This window comes from Flavobacterium rivuli WB 3.3-2 = DSM 21788, assembly GCF_000378485.1.
GTDB classification, from domain to species: domain Bacteria; phylum Bacteroidota; class Bacteroidia; order Flavobacteriales; family Flavobacteriaceae; genus Flavobacterium; species Flavobacterium rivuli.
The window spans coordinates 13,343-39,958 of sequence record NZ_KB899983.1 but is presented as its reverse complement, the minus strand read 5'-3'; the positions used below and the strand labels follow the sequence as shown (position 1 = coordinate 39,958).

14 protein-coding genes are annotated in these 26,616 nt (G+C 39.9%); 5 read left to right on the top strand and 9 right to left on the bottom strand.

The genetic code is table 11. The annotated features are described in order from the left end of the window. From F565_RS0120640 to F565_RS0120600, 9 genes are all read right to left on the bottom strand, one after another. The coding region (locus tag F565_RS0120640) for a glycoside hydrolase family 2 (protein ID WP_020215151.1) at nucleotides 1-1,604 on the bottom strand (1,604 nt) is incomplete at its 3' end. A 53-nt stretch (nucleotides 1,605-1,657) separates the two neighbouring features. Next, nucleotides 1,658-3,226 (bottom strand): glycoside hydrolase, encoded by a 1,569-nt coding sequence (locus tag F565_RS0120635; protein ID WP_020215150.1) that lies wholly within the window; start codon nucleotides 3,224-3,226, stop codon nucleotides 1,658-1,660. Between the two features lie 66 nt (nucleotides 3,227-3,292). After that, nucleotides 3,293-5,026 (bottom strand): RagB/SusD family nutrient uptake outer membrane protein, encoded by a 1,734-nt coding sequence (locus tag F565_RS0120630; protein WP_020215149.1) that lies wholly within the window; start codon nucleotides 5,024-5,026, stop codon nucleotides 3,293-3,295. Nucleotides 5,027-5,036: 10 nt separating this feature from the next. Further along, complete coding sequence (locus tag F565_RS0120625) at nucleotides 5,037-8,159, bottom strand: SusC/RagA family TonB-linked outer membrane protein (RefSeq protein WP_020215148.1); 3,123 nt, start codon at nucleotides 8,157-8,159, stop codon at nucleotides 5,037-5,039. A gap of 585 nt (nucleotides 8,160-8,744) precedes the next feature. Then, nucleotides 8,745-12,800, bottom strand: a complete 4,056-nt coding sequence (locus tag F565_RS0120620; RefSeq protein ID WP_026300219.1) for a hybrid sensor histidine kinase/response regulator transcription factor — start codon at nucleotides 12,798-12,800, stop codon at nucleotides 8,745-8,747. A 253-nt stretch (nucleotides 12,801-13,053) separates the two neighbouring features. After that, nucleotides 13,054-13,560, bottom strand: coding sequence for a peptide-methionine (S)-S-oxide reductase (locus tag F565_RS0120615; protein WP_020215146.1), 507 nt, complete (start codon nucleotides 13,558-13,560; stop codon nucleotides 13,054-13,056). 11 nt (nucleotides 13,561-13,571) lie between these two features. Next, nucleotides 13,572-14,552 carry a bifunctional methionine sulfoxide reductase B/A protein gene (locus F565_RS0120610; protein WP_020215145.1) on the bottom strand — a complete coding sequence of 327 codons (981 nt, stop codon included), beginning with the start codon at nucleotides 14,550-14,552 and terminating at the stop codon, nucleotides 13,572-13,574. Between the two features lie 249 nt (nucleotides 14,553-14,801). Continuing rightward, entirely contained in the window at nucleotides 14,802-15,725 is a 924-nt protein-coding gene (locus tag F565_RS0120605) for a patatin-like phospholipase family protein (protein WP_020215144.1), read from the bottom strand. A gap of 73 nt (nucleotides 15,726-15,798) precedes the next feature. Beyond that, entirely contained in the window at nucleotides 15,799-17,520 is a 1,722-nt protein-coding gene (locus F565_RS0120600; RefSeq protein WP_020215143.1) for an FAD/NAD(P)-binding protein, read from the bottom strand. Between the two features lie 200 nt (nucleotides 17,521-17,720). Here F565_RS0120600 and F565_RS0120595 point away from each other — a divergent pair, with 200 nt between their 5' ends. From F565_RS0120595 to F565_RS0120575, 5 genes are all read left to right on the top strand, one after another. After that, complete coding sequence (locus F565_RS0120595) at nucleotides 17,721-19,256, top strand: DEAD/DEAH box helicase (protein WP_020215142.1); 1,536 nt, start codon at nucleotides 17,721-17,723, stop codon at nucleotides 19,254-19,256. 30 nt (nucleotides 19,257-19,286) lie between these two features. Beyond that, a complete protein-coding gene (locus F565_RS0120590) occupies nucleotides 19,287-20,381 on the top strand; it encodes an NAD(P)-dependent alcohol dehydrogenase (protein WP_020215141.1) in 1,095 nt (364 codons plus the stop codon). A gap of 459 nt (nucleotides 20,382-20,840) precedes the next feature. Further along, nucleotides 20,841-22,934, top strand: a complete 2,094-nt coding sequence (pta, locus tag F565_RS0120585; RefSeq protein ID WP_020215140.1) for a phosphate acetyltransferase — start codon at nucleotides 20,841-20,843, stop codon at nucleotides 22,932-22,934. A gap of 20 nt (nucleotides 22,935-22,954) precedes the next feature. Continuing rightward, nucleotides 22,955-24,151 carry an acetate/propionate family kinase gene (locus tag F565_RS0120580; RefSeq protein ID WP_020215139.1) on the top strand — a complete coding sequence of 399 codons (1,197 nt, stop codon included), beginning with the start codon at nucleotides 22,955-22,957 and terminating at the stop codon, nucleotides 24,149-24,151. Between the two features lie 212 nt (nucleotides 24,152-24,363). Next, nucleotides 24,364-26,487 (top strand): glycoside hydrolase family 97 protein, encoded by a 2,124-nt coding sequence (locus tag F565_RS0120575; protein ID WP_026300217.1) that lies wholly within the window; start codon nucleotides 24,364-24,366, stop codon nucleotides 26,485-26,487. Nucleotides 26,488-26,616: the final 129 nt, after the last annotated feature.

The window sequence follows — 26,616 nt, the reverse complement described above, 5'->3', positions numbered from 1 at the left end:
ACCCTGTTAGGATATTTTTCGTGGTCAGATTTGTAACGGCTCTCTGTATAGTTGTAACCTGCAATATCAAGCAATCCGGGATATTCGGTTTCGTTACTCATTGCTACACCTGCAAGTCCTGCCGTTGTAGGGCGCGATTTGTCATATTTTTTAACCGCGGCAACAAGGCGTTTAGCAATAGCGCCAAGCCTCATAGCATCCGGGGCATCTTTTTTATAGCCACCGTAAGCAGCCTGCGTAAAGCCCATTGCTTTAGTACCGTCAAGTATTGGGTGCGAGTAAGGGTCGTTAGGATAATCTACCTCGTTACCTATACTCCATGCAAATACAGACAGGTGGTTGCGGTCGCGGCGCACAAAATCTTCAAGGTCTTTTTCGGCCCAGTCGGCAAAAATATCAGAGTTTCCTTCGTAGCCCGGAGTACCATAGTTCCATCCCTCAAGCCATTTACGCTTAGGGTATTCCCACTCATCATACGCTTCGTTTAAAACAAGTAAACCTATCTCATCGCAAAGTTCATAAAAATCAGGAGACTCAGGGTTGTGGCTTGTACGTATGGCATTAACACCTATTTCTTTAAGGGTTTTAAGCCTTGTCTTCCAAACATCTCTTGGCACTGCCGATCCTAATACACCTGCATCATGGTGCAAACACACCCCTTTAACTTTCATCCATGTCCCATTAAGGGCAAACCCTTTATTGGCATCAAATGTAAAGGTGCGGAAACCTGTAGTGGTTGTAGTAGCATCAGTTTGCTTACTGCCTTTAAGAACCGTAGTTTTCAGTTTATAAAGGTTAGCATTATTCAAATCCCATAATTTAGGGTTGCTCACCTTTAACTGCGTTGTAACCTTTTGGTTTTTACCAGCCGCAGCAGTAAGTTTCTGCGAGCTTTTAGCAACTGATTTTCCGTCAGGGCCAATAAGTTCATTTACAACGGTAACGCTTTCTTTAGACGATGAGCCATTTTCTACTTCAACCTCTACGTTAAGTACACCATTACCTTTAGTAACTTCAGGATAGGCATATACACCCCACTGTGCAATATGCACCGGGTTAGCATAAACTACCCACACGTTGCGGTATATACCAGAGCCTGTGTACCAGCGCGAATCGGCACTTTTGCTGTGGTCTACCCTTACAGCAATGGTATTGTCTCCACCAAAGTTGATATATGGTGTAGCATCATAAGAAAAAGAAATATATCCGTTAGGGCGTTTTCCTAAAGAGTGCCCATTTACAAATACTTCGCTCCTGTTGTAAACACCTTCAAAATATAAATATACTTTCTGGCCTTTTTGTGCATTTGGCACATTAAGGTATTTACGGTACCAGCCTATACCACCAGGCAAATAACCTGTCGCACTTGCCAGTGTAGGGCTAAGCTGCCCTTTTATACTCCAGTCGTGCGGAAGGTCTATCGCCTGCCATTCTTTGTCATCAAATTTTGTTTCCTGGGCGTTCTTGGTATCTTCATGGTTAAACTTCCAGCCATCATTGATCTTTTTTGCATCGCCAAAAGATATCTGGCTAAAGCCCGGTATCCAGGCAAGGCTTAGCACAAGTAATACAAGTGTTTTAGTAAAGTGATTGTTTTTTTTCATTGATTATTGTTTAATATTACCTCAAAAAATAATTGAGCGTTTTGGCATATAAATTATTGTGTAACTATGGTAACTATAGATTTTGCAGGCACTACAAATGGCTTTTTAGCTTCTATTTTTTGTAACCGCAGGTTTTTATCGCCCGATGTTACGTAAAAATTTAATTTTTTAAGCCCTGTTCCTTTATGCTTAAGATTAACCGGGACAGCTTCGCTACCGGAATTTATTATTACCGTCACAAGTTTACCTGTAGCGGGGTCTTTATAAGCTGAAAATAGGAAATCCTTATTTACATTGCTGTTTTGAAGATTATCTATTTTTACTCTTGTATAGCCGGGTCTTATAAAACGGCTGTAATTGCCGAAGCCCCATAGCATTTTACTTTCGTAAAAATTGCCATCCTCTTTTTGCTTGTCTATATAAATAAGCCCATCCTTGTAATCGTAAGGAGAAATAGCTACCCACCAGTGCCATGCTGTAGCCTGTGCCACAGCAATATCTGTATGAATGGTGCGTGCTAAATATAATGCAGCATTAATGGTAAGGTCACGACCATTACCGTTAATTTCGCCATCATTATCGCCAAGTATGCAATATTCTGACATCCAGTATTTAAGTTCGGGAACCTGTTTTACTGTATTGGCAAGCTGCTCTCTTTGGGAAACTGACGTTGCAAATGGCGATGTTGTGAAGTAACTGTGCCCTGATATAGAATTATCTACATGAGATAGTCCACCCACATAATTTGCTGAGCCTTTTACAAAAAAGTTATTAACCTGGCTTGCCCTCCCCGGCCTGTTATGTTCCTCATACAGGTAGTTTATCTGTCCGGCTTCGGCAATATTAATTTTAGACGTTATCTTTTTATCTTCCAGCTTTTTGTTTAGTGCTTTTACAATAGGTGCTATTTCATTATTATAAAACGGTGTACCTTCCTGCCCTCCATCGCTCCAGTCCCATTGGGGCTCATTCATAGGGCTTATGTAATTTACATTAAGTCCTAAATTTTGTATTCCCTTTGTTACTGTTGCAAGATATTCGGCGTAAGCATCAAATTTAGAAGAGTCAAGGTTAGACTGTGCCCCGGCATTTGCGAAAGCTTTACCATTGCGTGTTAATGACACCGGCGGGCTGTTAGGAAATATAAGTAAATTGTTAACGTTGCGCTGTTTTGCCGCATTGGCAAACCAAACCTGCCCCTGCTGTCTTTTCCAGTCGTACTCGCCGTTAGGTTGCAAAAAAGATTCAGCCCTGCGCCACTCATCACCTATACCGCTGTTAGCTCCCTGCTCTGCACTGCCTGCACCAACGTTAAAACGCCAAAGCGACAAACCTATACCAAGTGGGTTACCATTAGCATCATTTTTTTGGCTGAATAACAAATCTGCCATTGCATTCTTTTTAGCATCCGGCCAGTTGCCCACAAACTGGCATGACCAGGCATCAGATGCACCAAAATGTTCTATAGTTTGGTAAGCTGTAGCATCATCTATATTTAAATTTACAGTTGCAGTAAGTATTTCGGCGCTCTCGTTTTTAGCAACATCGCTGCTGCCGCACGAAGCATAAGCTGCAAATACTGCTAAAGACAGAAACCGAAGTCCTGTATTTTTATATTTCATAATGAGGTATGGAATGTTATAAAGTTATAAAGCCGGAGAACTTTTAAAGGCTCTCCGGCGTTACAATTAATATTCTGGATTTTGCTCTAACTGATTGTCAGAAGCCAGTATCTCAAATCTCGGTATTGGCAGCCAGTAATGTTTGGTCTGGAAGCTTTTACCAGCCAATGCGGTAAATACAGAATATGTTTTGGTGCCATCAAGCGCCCTAACAATATTTATACCCTGTGCAGGCTTGTTTTCAGTAACATCTGCTATTTTCCACCTTCTTACATCATAATAACGGTGCTCTTCAAAAGCAAGTTCAATCCTTCTTTCATGCTGAATACGGGTACGCATTTCAGATTGTGTTAACCCTGCAGGCAAAGCCGGCATTCCAACACTCGACCTGCTACGGATTGAATTTATAGCTTCGTACACAGAAGCGTCAGGACCTGCCGCTTCATTTTGAGCTTCAGCATAGTTAAGCAATATTTCTGCATAACGCATGTATATCCAGTTTTGTACACCTGCTACTTCCCAAGGGTTAATAATAGGTAAGTCTTCACGAATAAATTTCCTTAGGTAGTAACCTGTTTTACTTGTGTTCCAGTTATCACGTCCTCCCGGGCTGTCCTGACCATCAGGATAACCTCCTTCAGATATAGGTGCATTATTAATTGATTTATATGTTTCCACAGTCCTCTCGCGGTATGGTGCACCATCATAAAGAACAGTTGCAGCAAAACGAGGATCTCTGTTAGCATAAGGAGCAGTTGCCTGTGCAGTATTATTCCAGCTAAATGAGCTACCATCGGTCATTTCATAATCGTCTACAAGGTTTTGTAACGGCACGTTACCGCCCCAGCCACCATAACCGTTTGGCCCGTTAGCAATTTCTAATGCTAAGTGACGTCCTGTAAGGTTATAGAACCTTGCAAAAATGTATTCTGAATTACTTTGTTCGTTTGTAAACAACTCAGTATAACCACCCTGATAAAGGTTGTAAACACCCATGTTCATTACATCTTTTGCAGCCTGTGCAGCAGCAGCCCATTTTTGAGCACTGCCAGAACCACCTGTATAAAGTGGGCTTGCAGCATATAGTAATAACCTTGATTTAAGACCAAGTGCGGCTCCTTTTGTAGCCCTGCCTTCGCCATAATTATTGCTGTTAGCTACAGGCAGGCCTGCAGCAGCTTCGTCAAGCTGGGCAATTACATACGTCATTGCCTCATCTATAGACTTACGGTCAAAATTAATAGGGTCCTGATAATTTTCTCCTAATTCCACTACCCTGTCGCCCATAAGTACTACTTTACCATAGTTTCTTATAAGGTCATGGTAACGGAAAGCCCTTATGAATTTAAGTTCTGCAATTAGGCGGTTTTTACGGCCCTCACTCATATTAACCTGGTCAATATTGTTAAGCGCATAATTAATTTCACGAATGCTACGGTAACTCCTTGCCCAGAAAACACCTGCAATACCAAGATTTTCAGGAGCAAGCTGACCTTGTTGTATTAACCAGGTATCATCATTATTGTTGTAAATAGACTCATCTGTAAGAGAGCTCCACATACCGTACTCAAACCCACGGCCAAAACCCGGCTGGTTAGAGTCTCCTTCTTTGTTTGTAAGTTTAACGCCAATATAACGGTTAGTTACATAAGCTTCAAACAACGTAGAATCGGCAAGAATGGCTGCATCCGATAAACGGTCTGTGGGTGTAATTTCGAGAAAATCTTTCTCACAGCCTGTAAGCACAGCACAAGCTGTAATACCACACAGGACAAGTTTAAATATATTATTATTTTTCATAGTGTAATTTTTAGAATTGAACGTTAAAGCCAAAGTTCACAATTTTTTGCTGCGGATAAAACTGTCCGTTCTCACTGTTAGTTTCCGGGTCAAAGTCTTTAAAATCAGTTATAGTAAATAAGTTAAACGCACTTAGATACATCCTGAAGTTAGCAATGCCATATTTTTCGGTAATATCTTTAGGTAATGTAAAACCTACCTGTACATTTTTAAGCCTTACAAATGAGGCATCCTGTAACCAGAAATTGTTTCTGAAATTACCACCGCTTATAGAAGATCCAGAGCTTTCGCTAACTTTAGGATACGAACCGTTAGGGTTTGAAGGGCTCCACCTGTTATCTGCCCAAGTGCTGTAAAAGTTTCCTGTTGTACCAGACTCTGTTAAGATATACTGGCTTACTTGTGCCTGACCTGCAAACAATACCGAAATATCAAAGTTTTTGTATGCTGCATCTAGGTTAAGGCCAAATACCATACGTGGCAAGTTACTGTATTTACTCATTATTCTATCATCAGGATTAATAACGCCGTCGCCATTTGTATCCTGGTAAATAAGGTCGCCCAAATTTGCTCCGGGAACGTGTGGAGTTGCATCAAGCTGTTCCTGCGTCCTGAATATACCCGCAGTTTGATATAAAAGATAAGTACCTATTTGGCGTCCTGTTTGTCTTTGATAATCTAAAACGCCCGGTGCCTCATCTATATACTGTATTTTATTTTGGGTATAGGTAAAGTTACCCGATACTCCCCAGCTAAATTCACCATTATGCCTGTAACCCAATGTAGTTTCGAAACCGTTGTTTTCCATTTTACCAATATTTTCAGATGGTACTAAAGGGTCTGATCCGAAAGGGTTAACAATACCTGTTGAACCTGGTAACGATGCATTCCTGGCCTGAAGCAATTTTGTCCTGTCCTGCATAAAATAAACCGCTTCAAAGGTGAAATTTTTCAGGAATGTTGCATTAATACCAATATCAGTTTTTGTTGCAACCTCCCATGTAATGTTAGGGTTAGCAAGCTTTATAAGGTCGATACCCGAAGCTAAGTTACCACCAATAACATTTCTGTTGTTAAATCCGTAATTATTAAAGTACTGGAAATTACCCACGGCATCATTACCTAATTTACCCCATGAGGCACGTACTTTAAGATCGTTAATAAAGCCTTCTGTATTAAACCAGTTTTCTTTAGATATCCTGTATCCACCCGATATTGATGGGAAGAAACCATACTGGTTACCTTTCGGGAAAATTGATGAACCGTCTACCCTTGCCTGAAGGTCTAAAAGGTATTTTTCTTTATAATCATAAGCAATACGGCTTATGTAACTTAACCTTGTAAAGTTTAATGACGAACCACCATTTCTTGCATCTGTACCGGCTGCGCCACCCTGAGATAGCTCCGGCAAAGCAGTTGTTGGGAAGTGAAGTCGTGTTGCATTAAAGTTACTGTCTTTATTTTCACTTTGCTCATAAGCTACAAAAGCATCTACACTGTGCTCTCCAAACTTGCGTTTAAAGTTTATTTTTATATTAGCTACAGTTTGCTCAATATTTCTTTGTGCCTGGTATAATGACCCTTGCTGGTCTGCACCACCACCAAGTAAGAATGGATCATAGTTGCCTGTTGCCCTGTTATAATCATACAATGTAAAAGGTGTTGCAAAACTTTTAGTAGTGCTTTGGCTAACATCTGTAGAGAAGAAACCATCTGCAGAGAAACCTGCTCCAAAATCAAAGCTACCTCTTAATATACCGTTGAATACATACGTAGGGTTATTGTTAATACCTGCAGTTCTTGAGGCATCTATAAGCGGATTGCTACCTTCTATACCTCTTGATGGCAAACCATTAGGATATATTGCAGCTACTGTAGGGTATGCCCTATAAATAGCACGGAAAATATTTCCTGCACTTTGTATAGGGAACTGCCTGTCTTCTTTACGGCCTGATAATGATACACCAACTTTAAGTCTTTTACCAATATTGGTATCTATGTTAGTCCTTACGTTAAACTGGTCGTAATTTGCAACGCCATTTTTATAAAGCCCTTCCTGAGATAATTTACCTAACGAGAAAAAATAGTTAGTATTCTCGCTGCCACCCTGTATATTAAGGTTATGCTGGCTTTGTAACGAAGTTTTCTTTAATGCTGCTTTAGCCCAGTCGGTATTAGGGTGCCCAAGAGGATCTGATCCATCGCGGAATTGCTGAATATCGCTGTCAGAATAGATCTGGTTCATTCCCAGAGTTGGTCTGTTGTAATATGCAATTTCATTTTGTATTGTTCCATAAGTGGCGGCATCTGCCATGTCCGGAAGGCGTGTTGGCGACGAAAAACCTTGGTCAAAGCTATAATTAACCGTAGTTTTAGAACCTTTTTTACCTTTTTTAGTGGTAACAAGTATTACACCATTTGCAGCACGGCTACCATAAATAGCTGCCGATGCATCTTTAAGTACAGTAATACTTTCAATTTCCTGAGCTGATAAGCGGCTTAAACCACCTACTTGGCCAGGAATACCATCAACTACTACAAGTACATCTGCATTACCGGTAGTACCAAGACCCCTGATAGTGATACTGGAATCATCATAACCCGGTTCACCACCCCTATTGCTGGCAACTACACCCGATATACGGCCTGCTAAACCATTAGAGATATTTACAGCAGGGCTTTTAGCCACATCTTTACCGTTTATTTCTCCTACAGAGCCTGTTAATGTAGCTTTCTTTTTAGTACCGTAACCTACAACTACCACCTCTTCGAGGTTTTTTACATCTTCTGTAAGGGTTATTGATATGTTTGTCTGGCTACCTACAGTAAACTCCTGAGCCGCAAAACCAATACTGCTAAATACAAGTACTGTGCCGGGTGCTGCAGCAATTTCGAAGTTACCATCTATATCAGTCGTAGCAGCATTTGTAGTACCTTTTATTAGTACTGTAACCCCAGGAAGAGGCAGCTTATCTGTACCGGAAACTACTTTTCCTTTTACAACATTTTGAAAATAGGCGCTTTTTATAGCAGTATCCATTGCCATTGCCTTATAGCTTCCGCCACTTAGGCAAAGAGCCAGTAAACAGCCCTGAAAAATAATTTTAGGCTTAAAAAAAGTAATGTTATTCATAAATTAGGGTGTTAGAAATTCCCATTTGGAGGGATTTAATTCATGTATTAATGGTTAGTTACTCAAAAAAATTATGTCAGGTTTGTCATAGGCAATCCGTCTGGTTTAGTTTTAACTGTTTATTTTATTTGCATTGCACAATATTATTTTAGATACTTAATTAGGTGATTTTTAAAACTGCCCGCAAAACTCGTCATTGCAGGCAGTGTGTAAAAAACCCAAAACTCTAACAAAATTCTATTTTTCTATGCTATTGCACTTGTTAATCAAAATTCATTGCTACACAGCTCAATACACCAACGTTTCTGCTTCAAGCATTGCTATATCGTTATAGTAGCTAATTATAGATGCAAAGTAAGGGGGGTAAACGCAAATTTATGGGGGGTAAAATCGAAAATTTAGCGACGCAGATTTGTAAAATCACAATATAAAGCTATTAAAATTACACAAATACACATTTTTAATCCTAAAAAATAGCATTACAACAGAGATTTAAAGTTTTAAATGTCTGTTGTAATATTTTAAGAAAGAATAATGATTTATGGGAAAATTATTAACTTAAATATAACCTAAGTATAAGGGCAATTATTTAATTACATTCAAGTCCCTGTTAAAAGAGCTTTTGTATTTTCTAATATAATCAGATGGGGTCATACCAAATAATTTTACAAACTGCTGCCTGAAATAGCGTTGGTCTTCAAATCCCACCTGGGCACTTGCATGGGCTATATTTACATCTTCGGTAAGGAGTATAAGTGCAGCTCTGCGCAACCTTACAGATCGTATAAATGCTGTTAAAGTTTCGCCCGAAATTATTTTTATCTTATCGTAAAGGCTTCTGTGGCTCATACCCATTGCCTTGCTAAATGTTTTTATGGTAAAATCTTTATCGTCAAGATTGGCTTCAATTATTTCGATACATTTTTTAAGAAACTCCTGATATTCTGCCGGTACTTTCTGGTTGTTCTCCTTAAGGGTAATATTATCCAGAAAATAACTTCTAAGGTTTTCCCTGCTTTTTAGCAACGTTTCTACCCGTGCCATAAGGATATCGCTATCAAAAGGCTTGGTAATATAATCATCTGCTCCTTCTGTAATACCCTGCAGATGCACTTCGCTGTTTGTAGTTGCAGTGAGTAAAATTACAGGTATATGACTAAGTTTCTGGCTTTGTTTTATGTTTCGGCACACCTCAAGACCATCCATACCATCCATAGATATATCGCTGATAACTATATCCGGTATATTTTTTTGGGTTAGGGCAAGACCCTCTATACCATTTATTGCGGCGTAAACAAGATATTGCGGTGAGAACAGCTTTATTAGGTACTCCCTTATTTCATTATTGTCATCTATTATCAGTACCGATTTTTTACCCGTTACTATTTCAGTATGTATTTGCGATTCTATTTCTGTACGGTCCGGCTGGATTTCTATGGGAGAGTTATCTTCTAACAACTCTTCTACCAATTCAGACATTTTTGGTGCCTGCATACTTATAGGCACTTCCGGCAGGTGTGCTTTTCCCTTAACAAAGTTTAATGTAAAGGTACTGCCCTGTCCTAACGTACTTGTGCAGCTTACTGAGCCTTTATGTTTTTCTATAAAATATTTTACTATAAATAAACCTATACCAAAACCACCGGATGACGTAGGCTTTGTAGTTACCTGCCTGAATTTTTCGAATATAAACGGAACATCTGCTACTGGTATGCCACTGCCGGTATCTGTAATGCTTATGGCCGCCTCATTTTCTGTTTGAATTAATTGCAGCATAATGCTTCCTCCGGCGGGTGTATGTTTAAAAGCATTAGACGTAATATTAAAAAGGGCGATTTCAATTTTCTCATAATCGCCAAATATTTCTATTGGAGCATCCGGTATCGAAAGGCCAAACTCAATATTCTGGCCTTTAGCCTGGTTTACAAAACATTCATATACCTCATTGCACAGATGGTTTAAATTAATAGCCGATATTTTAAGCACATCTGCATCACTCTCTGCCTTACGAAAAAGAAGCAACTGATCTACAAGGCTTAAAAGCCTGCGCGAATTTCTGTAAGCAACAGCAAGGTCGTTAGGCAAGTCGTTATTTTCGCCAACAGGTTTTCGCACTGCCCTGCGCAACGGGTTAATTATTAGTGACAACGGAGTCCTTAACTCATGAGAAATGTAGGTAAACATAGAAAGCTGCTTTTCGGCAAGTTCTTTTTCTTTTTTGCTTTCCATCTGGGCAAACTTTACGCTATAGCGCATTTGCTCTTTATATCTGCTGTATTTTAAATAGGCATAAATGGCACCGGCAAACAATACTAAATACAATGTATATGACCACCAGCTACGGTACCATGGTGGCAGCACGGTAATGTGCAGTAAGCTAATCTCTTTGTTCCAGGTACCATTACTGCTTTTTGTTTTTACTTTAAAAATATAATCTCCTTCATAAAGCCGGGTGTAATTAGCTTTTCTTGTATTGTTTACATAATTCCACTCTTCATCCCACCCATCAAGGGTGTAAGCATAATCAATTTTATCAGAATTATTATAATCTAATTCTACAAATTCTATTGATAGTGTTGTCTCATCAAAAGGCAGGCGTACACTTTTTACCTGTCCGGCAACCCTTTCTATAACATAATCATTATAATGCTCTACAGGTTTATTATTTACAAGAAGCGATGCAAGCCTAATTTTACTGGTGCTACTTCCTGTCTTGATCTTTTCGGGATAAAAAATATTAAAACCGTTAATGCCGCCAAATAAAAATTCGCCCGACGATAGCTTTAATCCGGCATTAAAGCTAAACTGGTTACCCTGAAGACCATCTGTTACAGAAAAATTCCTGAAAACTTTTTTCTTAGTATCAAAACGGCTAAGCCCATCGTAAGTGCTCATCCATAAATATCTTTTCTTATCCTGCAAAAGCCTCAGTACTGTATTACCGGCAAGACCATCATCCATGGTAAAGCGTTTAAATTTGTGTGTATTCCTGTCAAAAAGTAACAGTCCGCCCTCCTGTGTGCCTATCCATAAATTTTTATCGGCATCTTCTACAATACATCGCACAGGATTACCAATTTCGAATACTTTAAACTTTTTAGTTAATGGGTCTATGCAAAGCAATGATGTGTAATTACCTCCCCATAATTTACCATCCTTAGTTTCGGTAAGGCTTTGCAGGTTAGCTATATCGGCATTAAATAATTCAAATTTATTTAATGCCGTATTAAAACGGTACAGGGTACCCTCGTTAGTTGTGCTTGCCCAAATATTTTTCTTAGAGTCTATATACAACAACCACACATTTGGCTCTGCTTGTCTGGTTACCGTATTGTAACAGGCAAAATAATCTATTTTCCCGGTTTTAGGATTTATTCTGTTTATGCCCCCGGCCCAGGTAGAAAGCCAAATATCATTAGTATCATCTTTAACAATGCTGGTAATAAAGTTACTGGTAAGACCTCCCGATCCTTTACTGTATGATGTGTAGGTATTTTTCTTTCTGTCCCAATGCCGTAGCCCTGCACCATCGGTACCTATCCATAAGTTATTATTCTCATCTTCGCAAAAAGAAAGGATAAAGTTATCTGTAAGGTTATCACTACCTTTATATTTTACATGCATAAAAGAAGCCGGTATAGCGCTTAGCATGCTTATACCACCCCGCAGGGTACCTATCCATTTATTGCCTCTTGTATCTTTATAAAAAGTCCAGACAGAGTTACTCTTTATTATTTTAGTAGCGGTAATACTTGTATACGGTACTGCCAGCCTTGAATCTTTTGGGAGGATGTATACCCCTACGCCATCTGTGGCTATCCAGAGTATTTCATTTTCATTAAGTATATTAGCAACACTGATTTTTCCGGGCATATAATTAGATGACAATGAATTAGCCGAGGGGTCATATAAAAACACGCCATCATCTGTGCCTATCCATAACTTGCCATAAGCACCAGATGCAAGGCAATTACCTTTTTGTGTCATGGGGTAAACAAGCTTTAACTGGTTTGTAGCTATATTGTAGCTGCAAAGGCCTGCATTATTTACAAAAACCCAGCAAGCGCTGCCAGATGCTGCTTGCTCTATAGCAAGTACGTCATAATTTACACTACTTTTCCCTTTTAGCTGTAAAGGTATTTGTATACCGCAATACGAGCCTTCTTTAAAAAGCAATAACCCACGGCGTTGCGAACCTGCGAGCATAGCTCCTTGTTTTATTGATTTTATTTGATGTACAACGTCACTTAGTATAATGTTTTTAGAACTCGTGGCAGACTTATAACGTAATGGTATAAAAGAATCTTTAGATTGATTTAGCACAGACCCTCCTTTAGAACTACCAACCCATATATTATTTTTTAAATCTTTCTGGATGCAGTAAACCGCATTGCTCGATAATGATGTTGTATCGCCTATGCGATTGCGATACGTTTTAAAACTATAGCCATCGTAGCGGTTTAGCCCGTCATAAGTACCAAACCACATAAAATCGTTATCGTCCTGATATATTGTTATTACCGAATTATTTGACAAGCCATTGGTAATATCAAGAAATTTAACCGGGAGCTCCTGTGCTGCAATACTATAAGGTTTACAAAACAAAAAAAGCAACGGCAGTATTCTTAAAAATAATTTCATTCTAAACTGGTATTTTTTAGCTTTAGAGCATAACGCAAGCACTAAGCAGGCAAATTTATTGCTGTAAATATACCCACATATTAAAGTATTTTTACTTACATCATAAAAAAAACTATGTTTTATTATGGTAAAAATAGCAGCATACGATTTCGGGCTATCAACTATTGCTAAATTTTGAAGCATTAGTATTAAAAAAACATAGCCCTATGCATTTTATTTTGCATAGGGCTAAATGTTTAACAGGCTATTACGCTTATATAATATGTTCTAACTTATCATTGCGTACTATCCCTGAAAACTTTTGTAACAACAGTTTTAATTTAGGATTAATATAATTTTCGCAAAAAGGCTTTTCCGGGTCACTAAAATAATAATTTAAAGAATCTTCCCTGTTTAACTTAAAATCGCAAAACGGCAGGACTTTAGTAACAATTGTGTTTTTAAACTCTTTTTGCAAATTAGCAATGGCATGTAGCGCAGGCCGTATATCATTGTCATCAAAAGTATAAATTGCCGACCTGTATTTACCCCGCATAGAATGGTTACTTGTACTGCTATGCGTATATAAATGTATCGCTATTAAAACATCAAAGGATATTTGTGTGGCATCATAAGTAACTACAACCCCTTCAGATAAATCATGGTTTTCTCCATTTGATGCAATCCAACCCTGATGCACAGCCATAACTCCTTTTAAAGCCCAAAAAACAGCTTCGGTACACCAATGGCATCCCCCGCCAAATCCTGCTTTTTTAATCATTAGCTATCTAATTAAATAGTCTCCGTTTTCATTTTATCCCTAAAGAGAGCTTTAAATTTTTTAAGCTTGGGGTCTATAACCGCCTGACAATATCCGGCTTCGGCATTGTTGGCATAATAATCCTGATGGTACTCTTCTGCTTTATAAAACTGCTCGTAAGGAGCAAGTTCTGTAATAATAGGATCGCCGTATGCTTCCTGGAGTTCATCAATTACAGCCTGGGCATCTTCTTTTTCCTGCTCGCTTCGATAAAATATTACGCTGCGGTACTGCGTTCCCACATCGGCTCCCTGCCTGTTTAAGGTTGTAGGGTTGTGCGTGCTAAGATGTATACGCAACAAATCTTTATACGATATTTCTGCCGGGTTGTATGTAACCTCAATAACCTCAGCATGGCCTGTCATACCGCTGCATACCTCCCTGTAAGTAGGGTTATCTATTTTACCACCACTGTAGCCACTCTCTACTTTTGCAACACCTTTAAGCAATGTAAATACGGCTTCGGTACACCAAAAGCAGCCACCGCCAAAGGTTAGTTTTTGTTCATTGCTTTCTACTTTTTCAAGAGAAACAGCATTCATACAATAACGCAGGCCGCTTGGTTTAGGACCATCTTCAAAAACGTGACCCAGGTGGGCATCGCAGGTATTACATAATGCCTCTATGCGCACCATGCCATAGGTTGTATCCTTGTGGTAAGCAACCGCATTTTCTTTAACAGGCTGTGTAAAAGAAGGCCAGCCCGTACCGCTCTCAAATTTTTCACTGCCATCAAACAGTAGTGTGCCGCAGCACACACAGGCATATTTACCGGGTTCGAACAAAGAACACAACTCAGAGCTGTGCGCACGCTCTGTACCTTTAAGCCTTGTAATCCTAAACTGCTCCGGAGTAAGCAGGGCTTTCCATTCTTCTTCCGTTTTCTCAACCCTTCTGTCCGGGGCAGGCGCGCCATTATTGGCATATTTTATAATATCAATCCACTTTAGCATAAACACGTTTTTTAGAGGTTTAAAAGATTTTTGTTGAAACAAAAACTCATGTGAAGTTACCAAAAGATATAGTTTTTGTTTTATCGCGTTAACGGGTAATTAACAAAATTTTACCGTTATTTCACACTCTACATTAAGCAAAGATAATGCCGTGCTTAACCTTGCGGATACGCACAACAATACCTGCCATTATTGCAATCTTATTCTCAAAACAAAGTGTTATTTCCTGACACTTAGGCACAGTCTTTTTTAAATGCTCTGGGTTTCGCTTCGTGGCTCTAAATAAAATGTTTCACATTCTTTTTGTTTAAACATTTCATAACCCTCCTGCCACCACTGTTTCATTTCTGTGGCATCAAAAATAAAAGAGCGTGTGGTAAGCAGCCTGTTTATGTAATAAAATGCTATGGTAACATTATTGCTTGCCGCCTGCAGGTTAGCAATGAGTAAATCGTCTATGGCAATCTGGTTCAGCATAAAGTCGTAAGTACGGGCAAAGGCATCAAGGCCGTTGCGTAGTGGCGGGTTATTGTACACCCCATTTTTAAGCCTCAGCACAATAACATCTATATTAGTTGCACCCTTTACTATGGCCTGTTGTATGGGTATAAGGTTGCCAAAACCGCCATCGGCATAATCGTAACCGTCTTTTTGTACAAGGCTCATGAGCGGAACCATATTTGCCGAAGCCCATATCCAGTCGCAAAAATCATCGTATCCATAATCGTCAGATGATTTATACTCAATCATGTTTGTAGTTAAGTTAGCAACAGTAACCACCACTTCTTTACCCAGTTTTTTAATTTGTGCAAAATCTGCCGGGGTAAAGCTCTTAAAAATTAAATTGCGCAACGCCCTGCTGTCGCCAAGTGTTTTTTGCCTTTTAAAAAACTGCTTTAAAATCCCGAAATGGTTAATGCTGGTTTTTACAACACCATCTTTCTTTTTAATTATAAAAGGGCAAACTGTAAATATATCTTCCTGCTTTATAGTTGTATATATTTTTTTAATCCTTTCAATATCGCCTATTGCTAAAAAAGGGACTAAAAGGCTTCCTGTAGATGTACCCACAAAAAGCTTATAATCTTTATGGGTAACTTTTATAAGATATTCTGAAACTCCGCCGGCAAATGCCCCTTTGCTCCCACCGCCGGATATAACTAATGCATCCATGTAATTGTAAATAGTTTTCAGCCTTAAATATAGCTAATACTTTATTGCCATGCATTAATCTAAATTCATTTAACTAAACGGTTATGGGCTGCAAAATACCGTTTATAATTTTTAAAGAAGCCGCTTCGCCAAAATCAAGCCCCGAATAATCAGGATTGTAGCCACCTATGTAAGGTACTGCCATTATATATATTCTTGGATTTGGGTTATCATTCCTGTCTACCACCTGAAAATTATCGTTTATCGTAATTCCGGGTACTTCAAGGTAATAGTCTTCATTTATTTTCACCACTTTTTTATTACCCTCTTGCGAGGATATGCAGCCTTGTTGCGCCGACCTGAATGCCAGCATTGCAGGGCTTATAGCCTTATCTTCTATCATGGTCTTAAACGGAAAATCTTCATACAACAAGTGCGGCTGGCCTATGCAATCTACAAATACCTTATAGTATACCGATTGTTCATCGCCATTTTCATCTTTATAATTATAGGTTGCACCGCCTGCAGCTTCAGGTTCAACAGTGCTTTCTGCATCCACCTTTATAATATCAAGCTTTCCGGCATCGTAAAGCGCTAATAGTTCTTTACATGAAGTTTGCGGTACAAAGGCAATTACTATAGATATTAAAGGCATAAGCGTTTTTTGCAGTCGAAGCATGTCTTCTGCAGAAAGGTGTTTGGCAGGATAATTCATGGCAAAGCTAAGTATGGCCAAAGCCTCTTTCCAGTAAACCGACTCTCGCTTTTTAATCGACTTTTCAGCTTCATAATATTCTTCGCGCAGTAGTGTAAAAGGCTCCGTACTTTCACGCAGGTCCATCATGGCATCTACAAACTCTTCAATTTGCATATCCTTTATAAGCTCATAAAAATCGGCATGGTTTTCTTTAAAGAGGTCTTTAAAATCTTTTTCAAAAATAAAGTCCAGCGATAAAAACCCATCGTTTTGCAAGCGGTGTTCTTCAATTTCTTCGGGCGTTAGTAACGATTTGTTTTGCAGGTGCGAGTCTTCCAGATGAAAGCGGACTGCAGGAAGCAATCCATTACGTGTATGCATTACCATTCTGAAATCAGGGTTTTCTTCGTTAGCTTTATACGATAACATGCCGTTAGCATCTTCTCTAAAAGAGCCATTACTTCTTGCAAGTGTGCGAATAGCATCTATAGCAGTAAGCGAAGATCCTCTTATCGCAACGGCATTATTGCAATACAATTCTAATTTTGAAGGTGGGTATGGGCTATCAAAATAACCTTCAGTTTTGCCCTCATTCTTTTTAGGCCAGTTGTGACCGGTACATATAATTACCTCATCAAATTCTACAATGGCAGAACCTTCAAATTCTACCCAAACCTGGTTAAGTTCGGGTTTATCTATAACATCACTTACATCAATGCCTTTGTGTATTTTAGCAATTATTCCGGCATCCTGAGCCATATCCTGCAGCAAATCGAATTGGGCAGAAAGGTACTCGCCAAACAGTAGCCGTGGCAATACCTTATAATCATTAAAATTTTCAGGCGTTATATTATAAGGTGCGAGTACTGCCGCATTAACAGTACAAACCCATTCGTGAATAGAGGTTACAATTTGCGGTATCTCGTTGCCGGAAACGTTTGTAATATGTTCTTTATTAGCACCTTCATTACTATATGGCATGCCGGCCCCTAATTGTTTTTTCCTCTCGAAAATCTCAACTTCAAGCTCGTTGCGGCCCGACTCTATCAGTCGCTTAAACATAAATAACGCGCTGGGGCCTCCGCCAATGATAGCAATACGCTTATTTGCTCTTTCCATTCTTGTTTTGTGCCAGCCATTTTTTACCGGAACTCTAACGAAATTATAGTTTACGTATTCAAAAATTGTTTAAGAAATCTTAAATAAAGAGTTCCTGTAAAATTTCAATATGTTTCTGCAAAATGTCATACATCAATTTACCAAAAAATTATAAAAAATGCATTTATGGATGTCTAATTTAGACAATCAAAATAATTAAAATGGAAACCACTATAGCCGATGCTCCCGTAAAAATGAGCGGCAAAAAATTATACACGTACCAGGAATCGGATATTGCAACATTGTTCGATAAGATGGAGCAAAGTGTTACCAGGCAAAGGCTATTATACCAACTGCCTACGGGTGGTGGCAAAACCGTAATATTCTCTGAAATTGCCAAACGCTATATTGATAAATTCAGAAAAAAGGTGGTCGTGCTAACCCACCGTACCGAATTGTGCAAACAAACGTCGGCAACATTAAAAAAAGCCGGGGTTAATAATAAAGAAATTAATAGCTCTGTTAAAAAGATACCTAAAAAAGATGACTACCAGTGCTATGTTGCTATGGTAGAAACCTTAAAGAACCGTATTAAAAATGGCGATATTAATGTAGATGCCGTAGGCCTTGTTATTATAGACGAAGCCCACCACAACTCATTTCATAAACTGCTGGATAAGTTTAAGAATGCGGCCATAATTGGCGTTACAGCTACGCCTTTTAGCTCTGACATTAATCTGCCCATGCATAAAAACTACAACGAACTTATTGTGGGTGAACCTATTGGTTCATTAATAGAGCAGGGCTTTCTTGCCAAGCCTAAAACATGGCGTTATGATGTAGAACTTAACTCACTTAAAACAGGGGTGCATGGCGACTATACCGTAAGCACATCAGATGCTTTGTATTCGTCTCCAGCAATGCTTGAGTTGTTGTTGCATGCTTACGAGTCGAATTCTAAAAACAAGAAAACACTTATTTTTAATACAGGTATTTTTACATCGAGGGCGGTGTGCCAAATGTTTACCGATGCCGGATATGATTGCAAACACCTTGACAATAAAACACCTGCCGCCGAGCGTGCCGAAATATTAAAATGGTTTAAAAAAACTAAAAATGGTATTCTTACATCGGTATCTATATTAACTACAGGCTTTGATGAGCCATCGGTACAAACTGTAATCCTTAACAGGGCTACAAATTCCCTTACGCTTTACCACCAGATGATAGGCCGCGGATCGCGCAGGCTGCCACAAAAAAAGACGTTCTCTATTGTAGACTTAGGCAATAATACAGAACGCTTTGGCGAATGGAATGCCCCTGTAGACTGGAAACATGTTTTTGAAAACCCGGACCACTATCACGAAAGCCTAAACAGCCATACCGAATATGAAGGCCACAATATACCGGCTGAAATACGGTCTAAATTCCCCAATAGCCTTGAGGTTTCTTTTGATGTGCAAACCGCTCATCAGGAAGCCATTGCCAATGGCGATAAGGCAAAAATTGTGATTCGTGATTCCATTCGACAGCATGCCTTAATGTGTGCAGATAATGCCGATACCATTACCGAAGCCCTGCATCTTAGTAATGAGTTGGACAAGGAAATTGACTGGAGGGTTAAACAATATGCCAAATGCCTTGACAAGGTTACTAAAAACTATACCGACTGGCTGCGTGACGATTACAAATCTAAACTGCGCATACTGATACAGAAAATCATGCACCGAAGGGAATCCCTTAAAGCGGCTCAATAATATTAAAATACAAACCAAATAAATGCTATTATGACTAAAATTCAAACTATTGGGTACGGCGCTTCGGGGTCGCTTATTGGCGGAAAAACCTTAGAGCCGTACCAATTTGAAAGGGAACAGCCCAAAGAAAATGAAATACTTATAGACGTAATGTACTGTGGCGTGTGCCATAGTGATGTGCACCAGGTTGCAAACGACTGGAAAAACACCATTTATCCTTGTGTGCCCGGTCATGAAGTTGTGGGCAGGGTTATAAGCACAGGCAGTGCGGTAACTAAATTTAGTGCCGGCGACCTTGTAGGCGTAGGATGTATGATAGACTCCTGCCAGCATTGTGAGCCATGCCATGAAAACGAAGAGCAGTTTTGCCAGGGGCCACATGGGCAAACCATGACTTATAATGGTTACTGGAAACCAGATCCTAATTTTAACACCTTTGGGGGCTACTCTGAAAACCTTGTTGCCAACGAGAAATTTGTAATGAAAATTCCTGAAAGTTTAGAGATATCGGCGGTGGCGCCCATACTTTGCGCCGGTGTTACTACCTATTCGCCTTTAAAATACTGGGGCGTTACAGCAGGCCATACCGTGGGCGTTGCGGGTATAGGCGGCCTTGGGCACATGGGCGTAAAAATCGCAAAAGCCATGGGAGCTAAAGTAATTGCCATTACCACTAAAGACGAGAAAAGAAATGCAGCCCTTGTCCTTGGTGCCGATGATGTCTTAATATCTACCGATGAGAAAGCGATGGAAGCATACGCCGATAAAATAGATTTTATACTGGTAACCATCCCCGAAGCTTTTGATGTTAATGATTATATCCCGCTTATAAAACGCAGGGGCGCGCTGGTAACTGTAGGCCTTCTTGGTCCTTATGATGCACCTACCAATAATATGGAGGTTGCAAAAAGATGCGCCACCGTAGGCGGTTCGATGATAGGCGGTACGGCCGAAACACAGGAAGTACTTGATTTTTGTGCTGAACACAACATTCTGCCGGACGTTGAGATCATCGATATTAAAGATATTAACGATGCCTTCGAGAAAATAAAAGATGAAGAGGTACGCTTTAGGTATGTTATAGATATGGCAACCTTAAAGAACAATCCTGAACTGGCAAAATAAGATTTCTTTATAAAGTAAAGCCTGCAAAGATTTAATTTTTGCAGGCTTATTGTTTTTATACATTCCCAGTATCATGCAAATATTTACAAAAAAGGATCTATTACTCACTGCCAATATTTAGTAATTTTTACCACGAAGCCCACCAAGTTTTTCACAAAGGTCACAAAGCGAAACTCAATTTTTGAAAAAAATATCAATCTTGATTATCAGTATTGATGGACACAAAGCTTTGCGTAACAGCTTTGTGTTCCTGATAGCCTGGAACAGGCCTTTTACTAACATAGCCTTGTGGCCTTTGTGAAAAACTTTGTGTTCCTTGTGGTTAATTCAGAGATTATATTTTAAAAAGCAATCCATAAGCTTTAAGCTGTTTTAATCCATAAATAGTATGCTAAACTAACAAATGCAATTGCTTTAATGCCTAAATTTGTTATCTGTACATCATTAAAATCATACTCAATGATAAAAACAGTTTTTGTTGCCAGTACAGAACCTCACGCCGGCAAATCTATCATATCTATTGGCCTTGTAAACATGCTTTTAGGCAAGGCACAAAAAATAGGCTACTTTAAACCCATCATCAGCCAGAGTCAGTTTGAACAAAGAGAGAACCATGTAGATGCCATTGTGCGCCATTTCGACCTTCCTTCAACTTACGATGATACGTATGCTTTTAGCTGGCAGGAAGCCATGAGTAAAATGGAAACCGAGAGCCAGGGCGATATGATAGATACCATCATCCGTAAATTTAAAGTATTTGAAAAAAAATACGATTTTACCGTTGTAGAAGGTACTGATTATACGGGCGAAGGTGTAGCTTTTGAATTTGAAATAAACATACAGATAGCAAAAAACCTTCAGGCACCCGCAATAATAGTAGTTTCCGGCGAAGGCAAGTCTACCGCACAGGTGGTGAATGGCGCAATTACCGCACTACATAATTTTGATGCCCGCGAAATACAGGTACTGGCACTGGTTGCCAATAAAGTAAAGCCCGAAAACGCAAAAGACATTGAAGAGTTGCTGAGACAGCAACTTCCATCGCAAATAGTACTTGCAATTATTCCGGAAGACCGCAGCCTGCAAAGCCCAACCATGAAAGAGATTCATGAAAAATTAAATGGTAAGCTTTTATTTGGAGGGGAACATCTTGATAACCTTGCCGATAGTTTTGTTACCGGTGCCATGCAGGTACCTAACTTTTTAAACTATTTAAGGGAAAACGTGGTAATTGTTACTCCCGGCGACCGTGGCGATATTATTATAAGTGCTTTACAGGCCAATTTATCTACTAATTACCCAAAGGTTTCGGGTATAATATTAACGGCGGGTTATGAGCCTGAAGAGCCTATTATAAGGTTGATTAACGGTTTACAAACTGTTATCCCGATCATAGCCGTAGAGGGCGGAACATTCCAGACCAGTAATGAAATGGGAGCAATACGCTCTAAAATAACGGCAGACAATACCCGAAAAATTGAACTTGCCATAGATACTTTTAACCGATGTGTAGACACTACCGAGCTTGATAAGCGTATGGTAACCTCTACGCCATCGGGCCTTACGCCAAGAATGTTCCAGTACCAGCTTACAGAATGGGCAAAAAGCTCTAAAAAACATATTGTATTGCCCGAAGGTACAGACGAGCGCATACTAAAGGCAGCCGCACGCCTTATTAACCAAGGTATTGTGAACCTGACTATTCTAGGTGATGTGGCCGAAATTACTGCCATTATTAACCGCCTGGGCATTGCCCTTGATATGGCATCGGTACGAATAGTGAACCCTGCCGATGATGCTTATTATAACGACTATGTAAACACACTTTACGAACTTCGTAAAACAAAGAATGTAAACATGGAAATGGCGCGCGACCTTATGACCGATGTATCGTATTTTGGTACTATGATGGTTTATAAAGGCCATGCCGATGGTATGGTGAGTGGCGCAGTGCATACCACCCAACACACTATAAGGCCTGCGTTGCAGTTTATTAAAACCAAACCGGGAATATCTGTAGTGTCATCCATATTCTTTATGTGCCTTCCGGACAGGGTGTGCATCTTTGGCGATTGTGCCGTGAACCCTAACCCTACAGCCGAACAGCTTGCCGAAATTGCAATATCATCTGCCGAAAGCAGCCTGCGCTTTGGCATAGAGCCAAGGGTTGCCATGTTATCTTATTCATCGGGAACATCGGGCGAAGGCGTAGATGTAGAAAAAGTGCGCCTTGCAACAGAGATTGTAAAAGCTAAACGCCCCGACCTGAAAATTGAAGGCCCTATACAATATGATGCCGCAGTAGACCCCGAAATTGGTAGCAGTAAATTACCGGGCAGCGAAGTGGCAGGGCAGGCAAGCGTTCTCATTTTCCCTGATCTTAATACAGGTAACAATACGTACAAGGCGGTTCAGCGCGAAACGGGGGCATTGGCCATTGGCCCTATGCTACAAGGGCTTAACAAACCTGTAAATGACCTTAGCCGTGGCTGTACCGTAGACGATATTTTTAATACCGTTATAATTACTGCCATACAGTGCCAGGATAATTAATAACCATAAACACACTTACTGTGAATATTTTTGTAATAAACTCGGGCAGCAGCTCTATAAAATACCAATTATTTAAAATGCCTTCTACCAGCCCTATATGTGTTGGCCTGGTAGAACGGATAGGCCTTGACGATGCCGTTATAATCCACAAGATATATAACAACGGCGAAGAGGAAACATTAAAGTTTACACTGGACATCCCGGACCATGAAACGGGACTAAACGAAGTTAACGCCCTGCTAACCAACCCTGAATTTGGCGTTATACAGGACACGGCCGAAATTACCGCCGTAGGCCACCGTATTGTTCATGGTGGCGAATTTTTCTCGACCACTACCATAATTACCCCGGAGGTAAAAGAAGAATTAAAAAAGACGTTTCAGTTGGCGCCACTGCACAACCCGTCCGGTTACCGTGGTATAGAAGTAGCCGAAAAGATATTTACCAATGCCACACAGGTAGCGGTTTTTGATACAGCTTTTCATCAGACGATGCCCCCGCAGGCGTATCGTTTTGCATTGCCTAATTCTTATTATACCGATTATAATATAAGGAGCTATGGGTTTCACGGCACCAGCCACAAATATGTATCAGAACAGGCAAATGACTATCTTGGTAAATCTGATACTAAACTTATCTCAATACACTTAGGGAACGGTTGCAGTATTACAGCCATTAAAGACGGGCAAAGTATAGATACCAGTATGGGGTTTGGCCCGCTTAGTGGGCTTATTATGGGTACGCGTACAGGAGATATAGACCCTACAATTGTATTCTATCTGGTAAATACGTTAGGGTATGATGTAGAACAAGTAAGTAACCTGCTTAACAAACGCAGCGGTATGTTTGGCCTTACCGGTTACAGCGACATGCGCGATATTACCAAAGCCATTAACGAAGGCGATGAAAACGCAAAACTGGCTTATGATATGTATGCCTACCGCATTAAAAAGTTTATAGGCTCTTATGCCGCGGCACTTAACGGTATAGATGCCATTATTTTTACCGCCGGTGTGGGCGAAAACGACACGCTGACCCGTAAACTTGTCTGCGAAAATTTAGAATATTTAGGCATCACTATAGATAATGAAGCGAATAGCACCCGTAAGTCGGGCATACGTGAAATTAACCTGCCTGATGCTAAAGTAAAGGTGCTTATTATACCTACAAACGAGGAGCTTGAAATAGCAAACCAGTGTTATACACTGCTACTATAACCTTGTAAATTGTTACTACAACCTTGTATGTTGATAAACAACCCCCGGAGAGCCCAATCTTCGGGGGTTATTTTTATGCCTGAACTATAACGTTTCACTAAATTTGCAGTATCAAAAGTATTGCGACTAAAGTTGATATTGTTACCCAAAACAATATTATCCTTATTTAAAACCCAACTTTTTAAAACAAAATGAATTTTAAACCCAAACAGATGTCCCAACTAACATTGACAAGAAAAATAGCATTGCTATTTTTTATCTGCACAGCTCCCATTATGGTATTCGCGCAAACCATCACATCACCAGATAAAAACTTTACCGCCCAGTTTAGTTTAGATGCCAATGGTGTGCCATTATACCAGCTCAACTACAAAGGCAAAGCGGTTATTAAACCCAGTACGCTTGGTATAGAAGTTAGCAAAGGAGCCTCTTTTATGGATAGCTTTACCGTTACTAATGCAACCCAAACATCCAGCAATACTACCTGGGATCCGGTAATGGGCGAAGAAAAAACCATTCGCAACAATTATAACGAACTGGTTGTAACACTGGCACAGGCTAAAAACAATAACAGATACATCCGTATCAGGTTCCGTTTGTTTAATGATGGTTTGGGTTTCAGGTATGAATTCCCTAAACAGGCCGACCTGAGCTACTTTGTAATTAAAGATGAGCACACACAATTTAACCTTGCCGGCGACCATAAAATATTCTGGATACCGGGAGACTATGATACTAATGAGTATGCATACATAACCTCTAAAATATCTGAAATTCCGGGATTGCAAAAAAAAGCTACTATAGAGATCAATGCACAGCAGCCTATCCCTAATCCATCGGTGCAAACACCGTCTATGATGAAATCGGCAGATGGTTTGTACATCAACATTCATGAGGCAGGGCTTATTAATTATCCTGCAATGTCGCTTAATGTAGAACCGGGTTTTAAACTTAGCAGCCACTTAACTCCCGATGCTGTAGGCAATAATGGCTACATGCAAACCGATACGCAAACCCCGTGGAGGACCATAGTGGTAAGCGATAAGGCTACCGACATATTAGCCTCTAAACTGATCCTGAACCTTAACGAGCCAACCAAATACAAAGATGTATCGTGGATAAAACCCGTAAAATATATAGGTGTATGGTGGGAATATTTTGTTGCAGGGAAAAGCACATGGGCTTATGGTAAAGAAAATAACGTAAAACTTACTGACGATTTTAGTAAGCTTACGCCAAACGGTAAACATGGCGCTACAAACGAGCGTGTTATGCGCTACATAGATTTTGCTGCAAAAAATGGTTTTGATGCCGTACTTGTAGAAGGCTGGAATGTGGGCTGGGAAGACTGGATAGGCAACTGGAAAGAAGAAGTTTTTGACTTTGTAACGCCTTATCCTGATTTTGATGTAAAAAAACTAAATGCTTACGCCGCATCAAAAGGGGTTAAGATAATCATGCACCATGAAACCTCAGCTTCGGCAACAAACTATGAGCGCAGGTTAGACAGGGCATTCCAGTTTATGCAGGATAACGGTTATAACGCTGTAAAGACAGGCTACGTAGGCCAGATCATTCCGCGTGGCGAGCACCACGATGGCCAGTGGATGGTAAACCATTACATTCATGTTGCCGAAAGGGCTGCCGATTATAAAATTATGGTAAACAGCCACGAGGCAGTACGCCCAACAGGTTTAAACAGGACGTACCCTAACTGGATAGCGCAGGAATCTGCCCGCGGTACAGAGTTTGAAGCAATGGGCGGCTTAGCACCGGAGCATACTACAATACTCCCTTTTACAAGGCTTATGGGTGGCCCTATGGATTATACACCGGGTATCTTCCAGACCGACCTTACTTATTACAAAACAGGTGGCAACCAAAGGGTAAACACTACACTTGCTAAACAATTGGCTTACTATGTTACCATGTACAGCCCGTTACAAATGGCCGCTGATTTACCTGAAAATTATGAGCGTTTCCCGGATGCATTTCAGTTTATTAAAGATGTGGCTGTAGATTGGGATAACAGCTATGTACTTGAAGCCGAACCCGGAGATTATGTAACCATAGCCCGTAAGGCAAAAGGCAAAGACGAATGGTTTGTGGGTAGCGTAACCGATGAAAACTCACGCACAGCTACGGTAAACCTGAACTTTTTACCAAAGGGGCAAAAGTTTACAGCAACCATTTATGCTGATAAGAAAGATGCAAGCTGGAATAAAAATTCGCAAAACTATGAGATAAAAACTGTTGAGGTTACCTCTAAAACTAACCTTAAACAATTTGTAGCCCCCGGTGGTGGGTTTGCAATATCAATCAGGGTGAAAAAATAATGCTGTGAGTGTAGCAGTATGTGATCGATTATTATACAATCCCCGTTTTTTTTATAAAGCCGGGGATTTTATTTTCAAATAACAATTGCTATCCTAAATCTATTTTATTTACAATTGTTATCTTTGCAT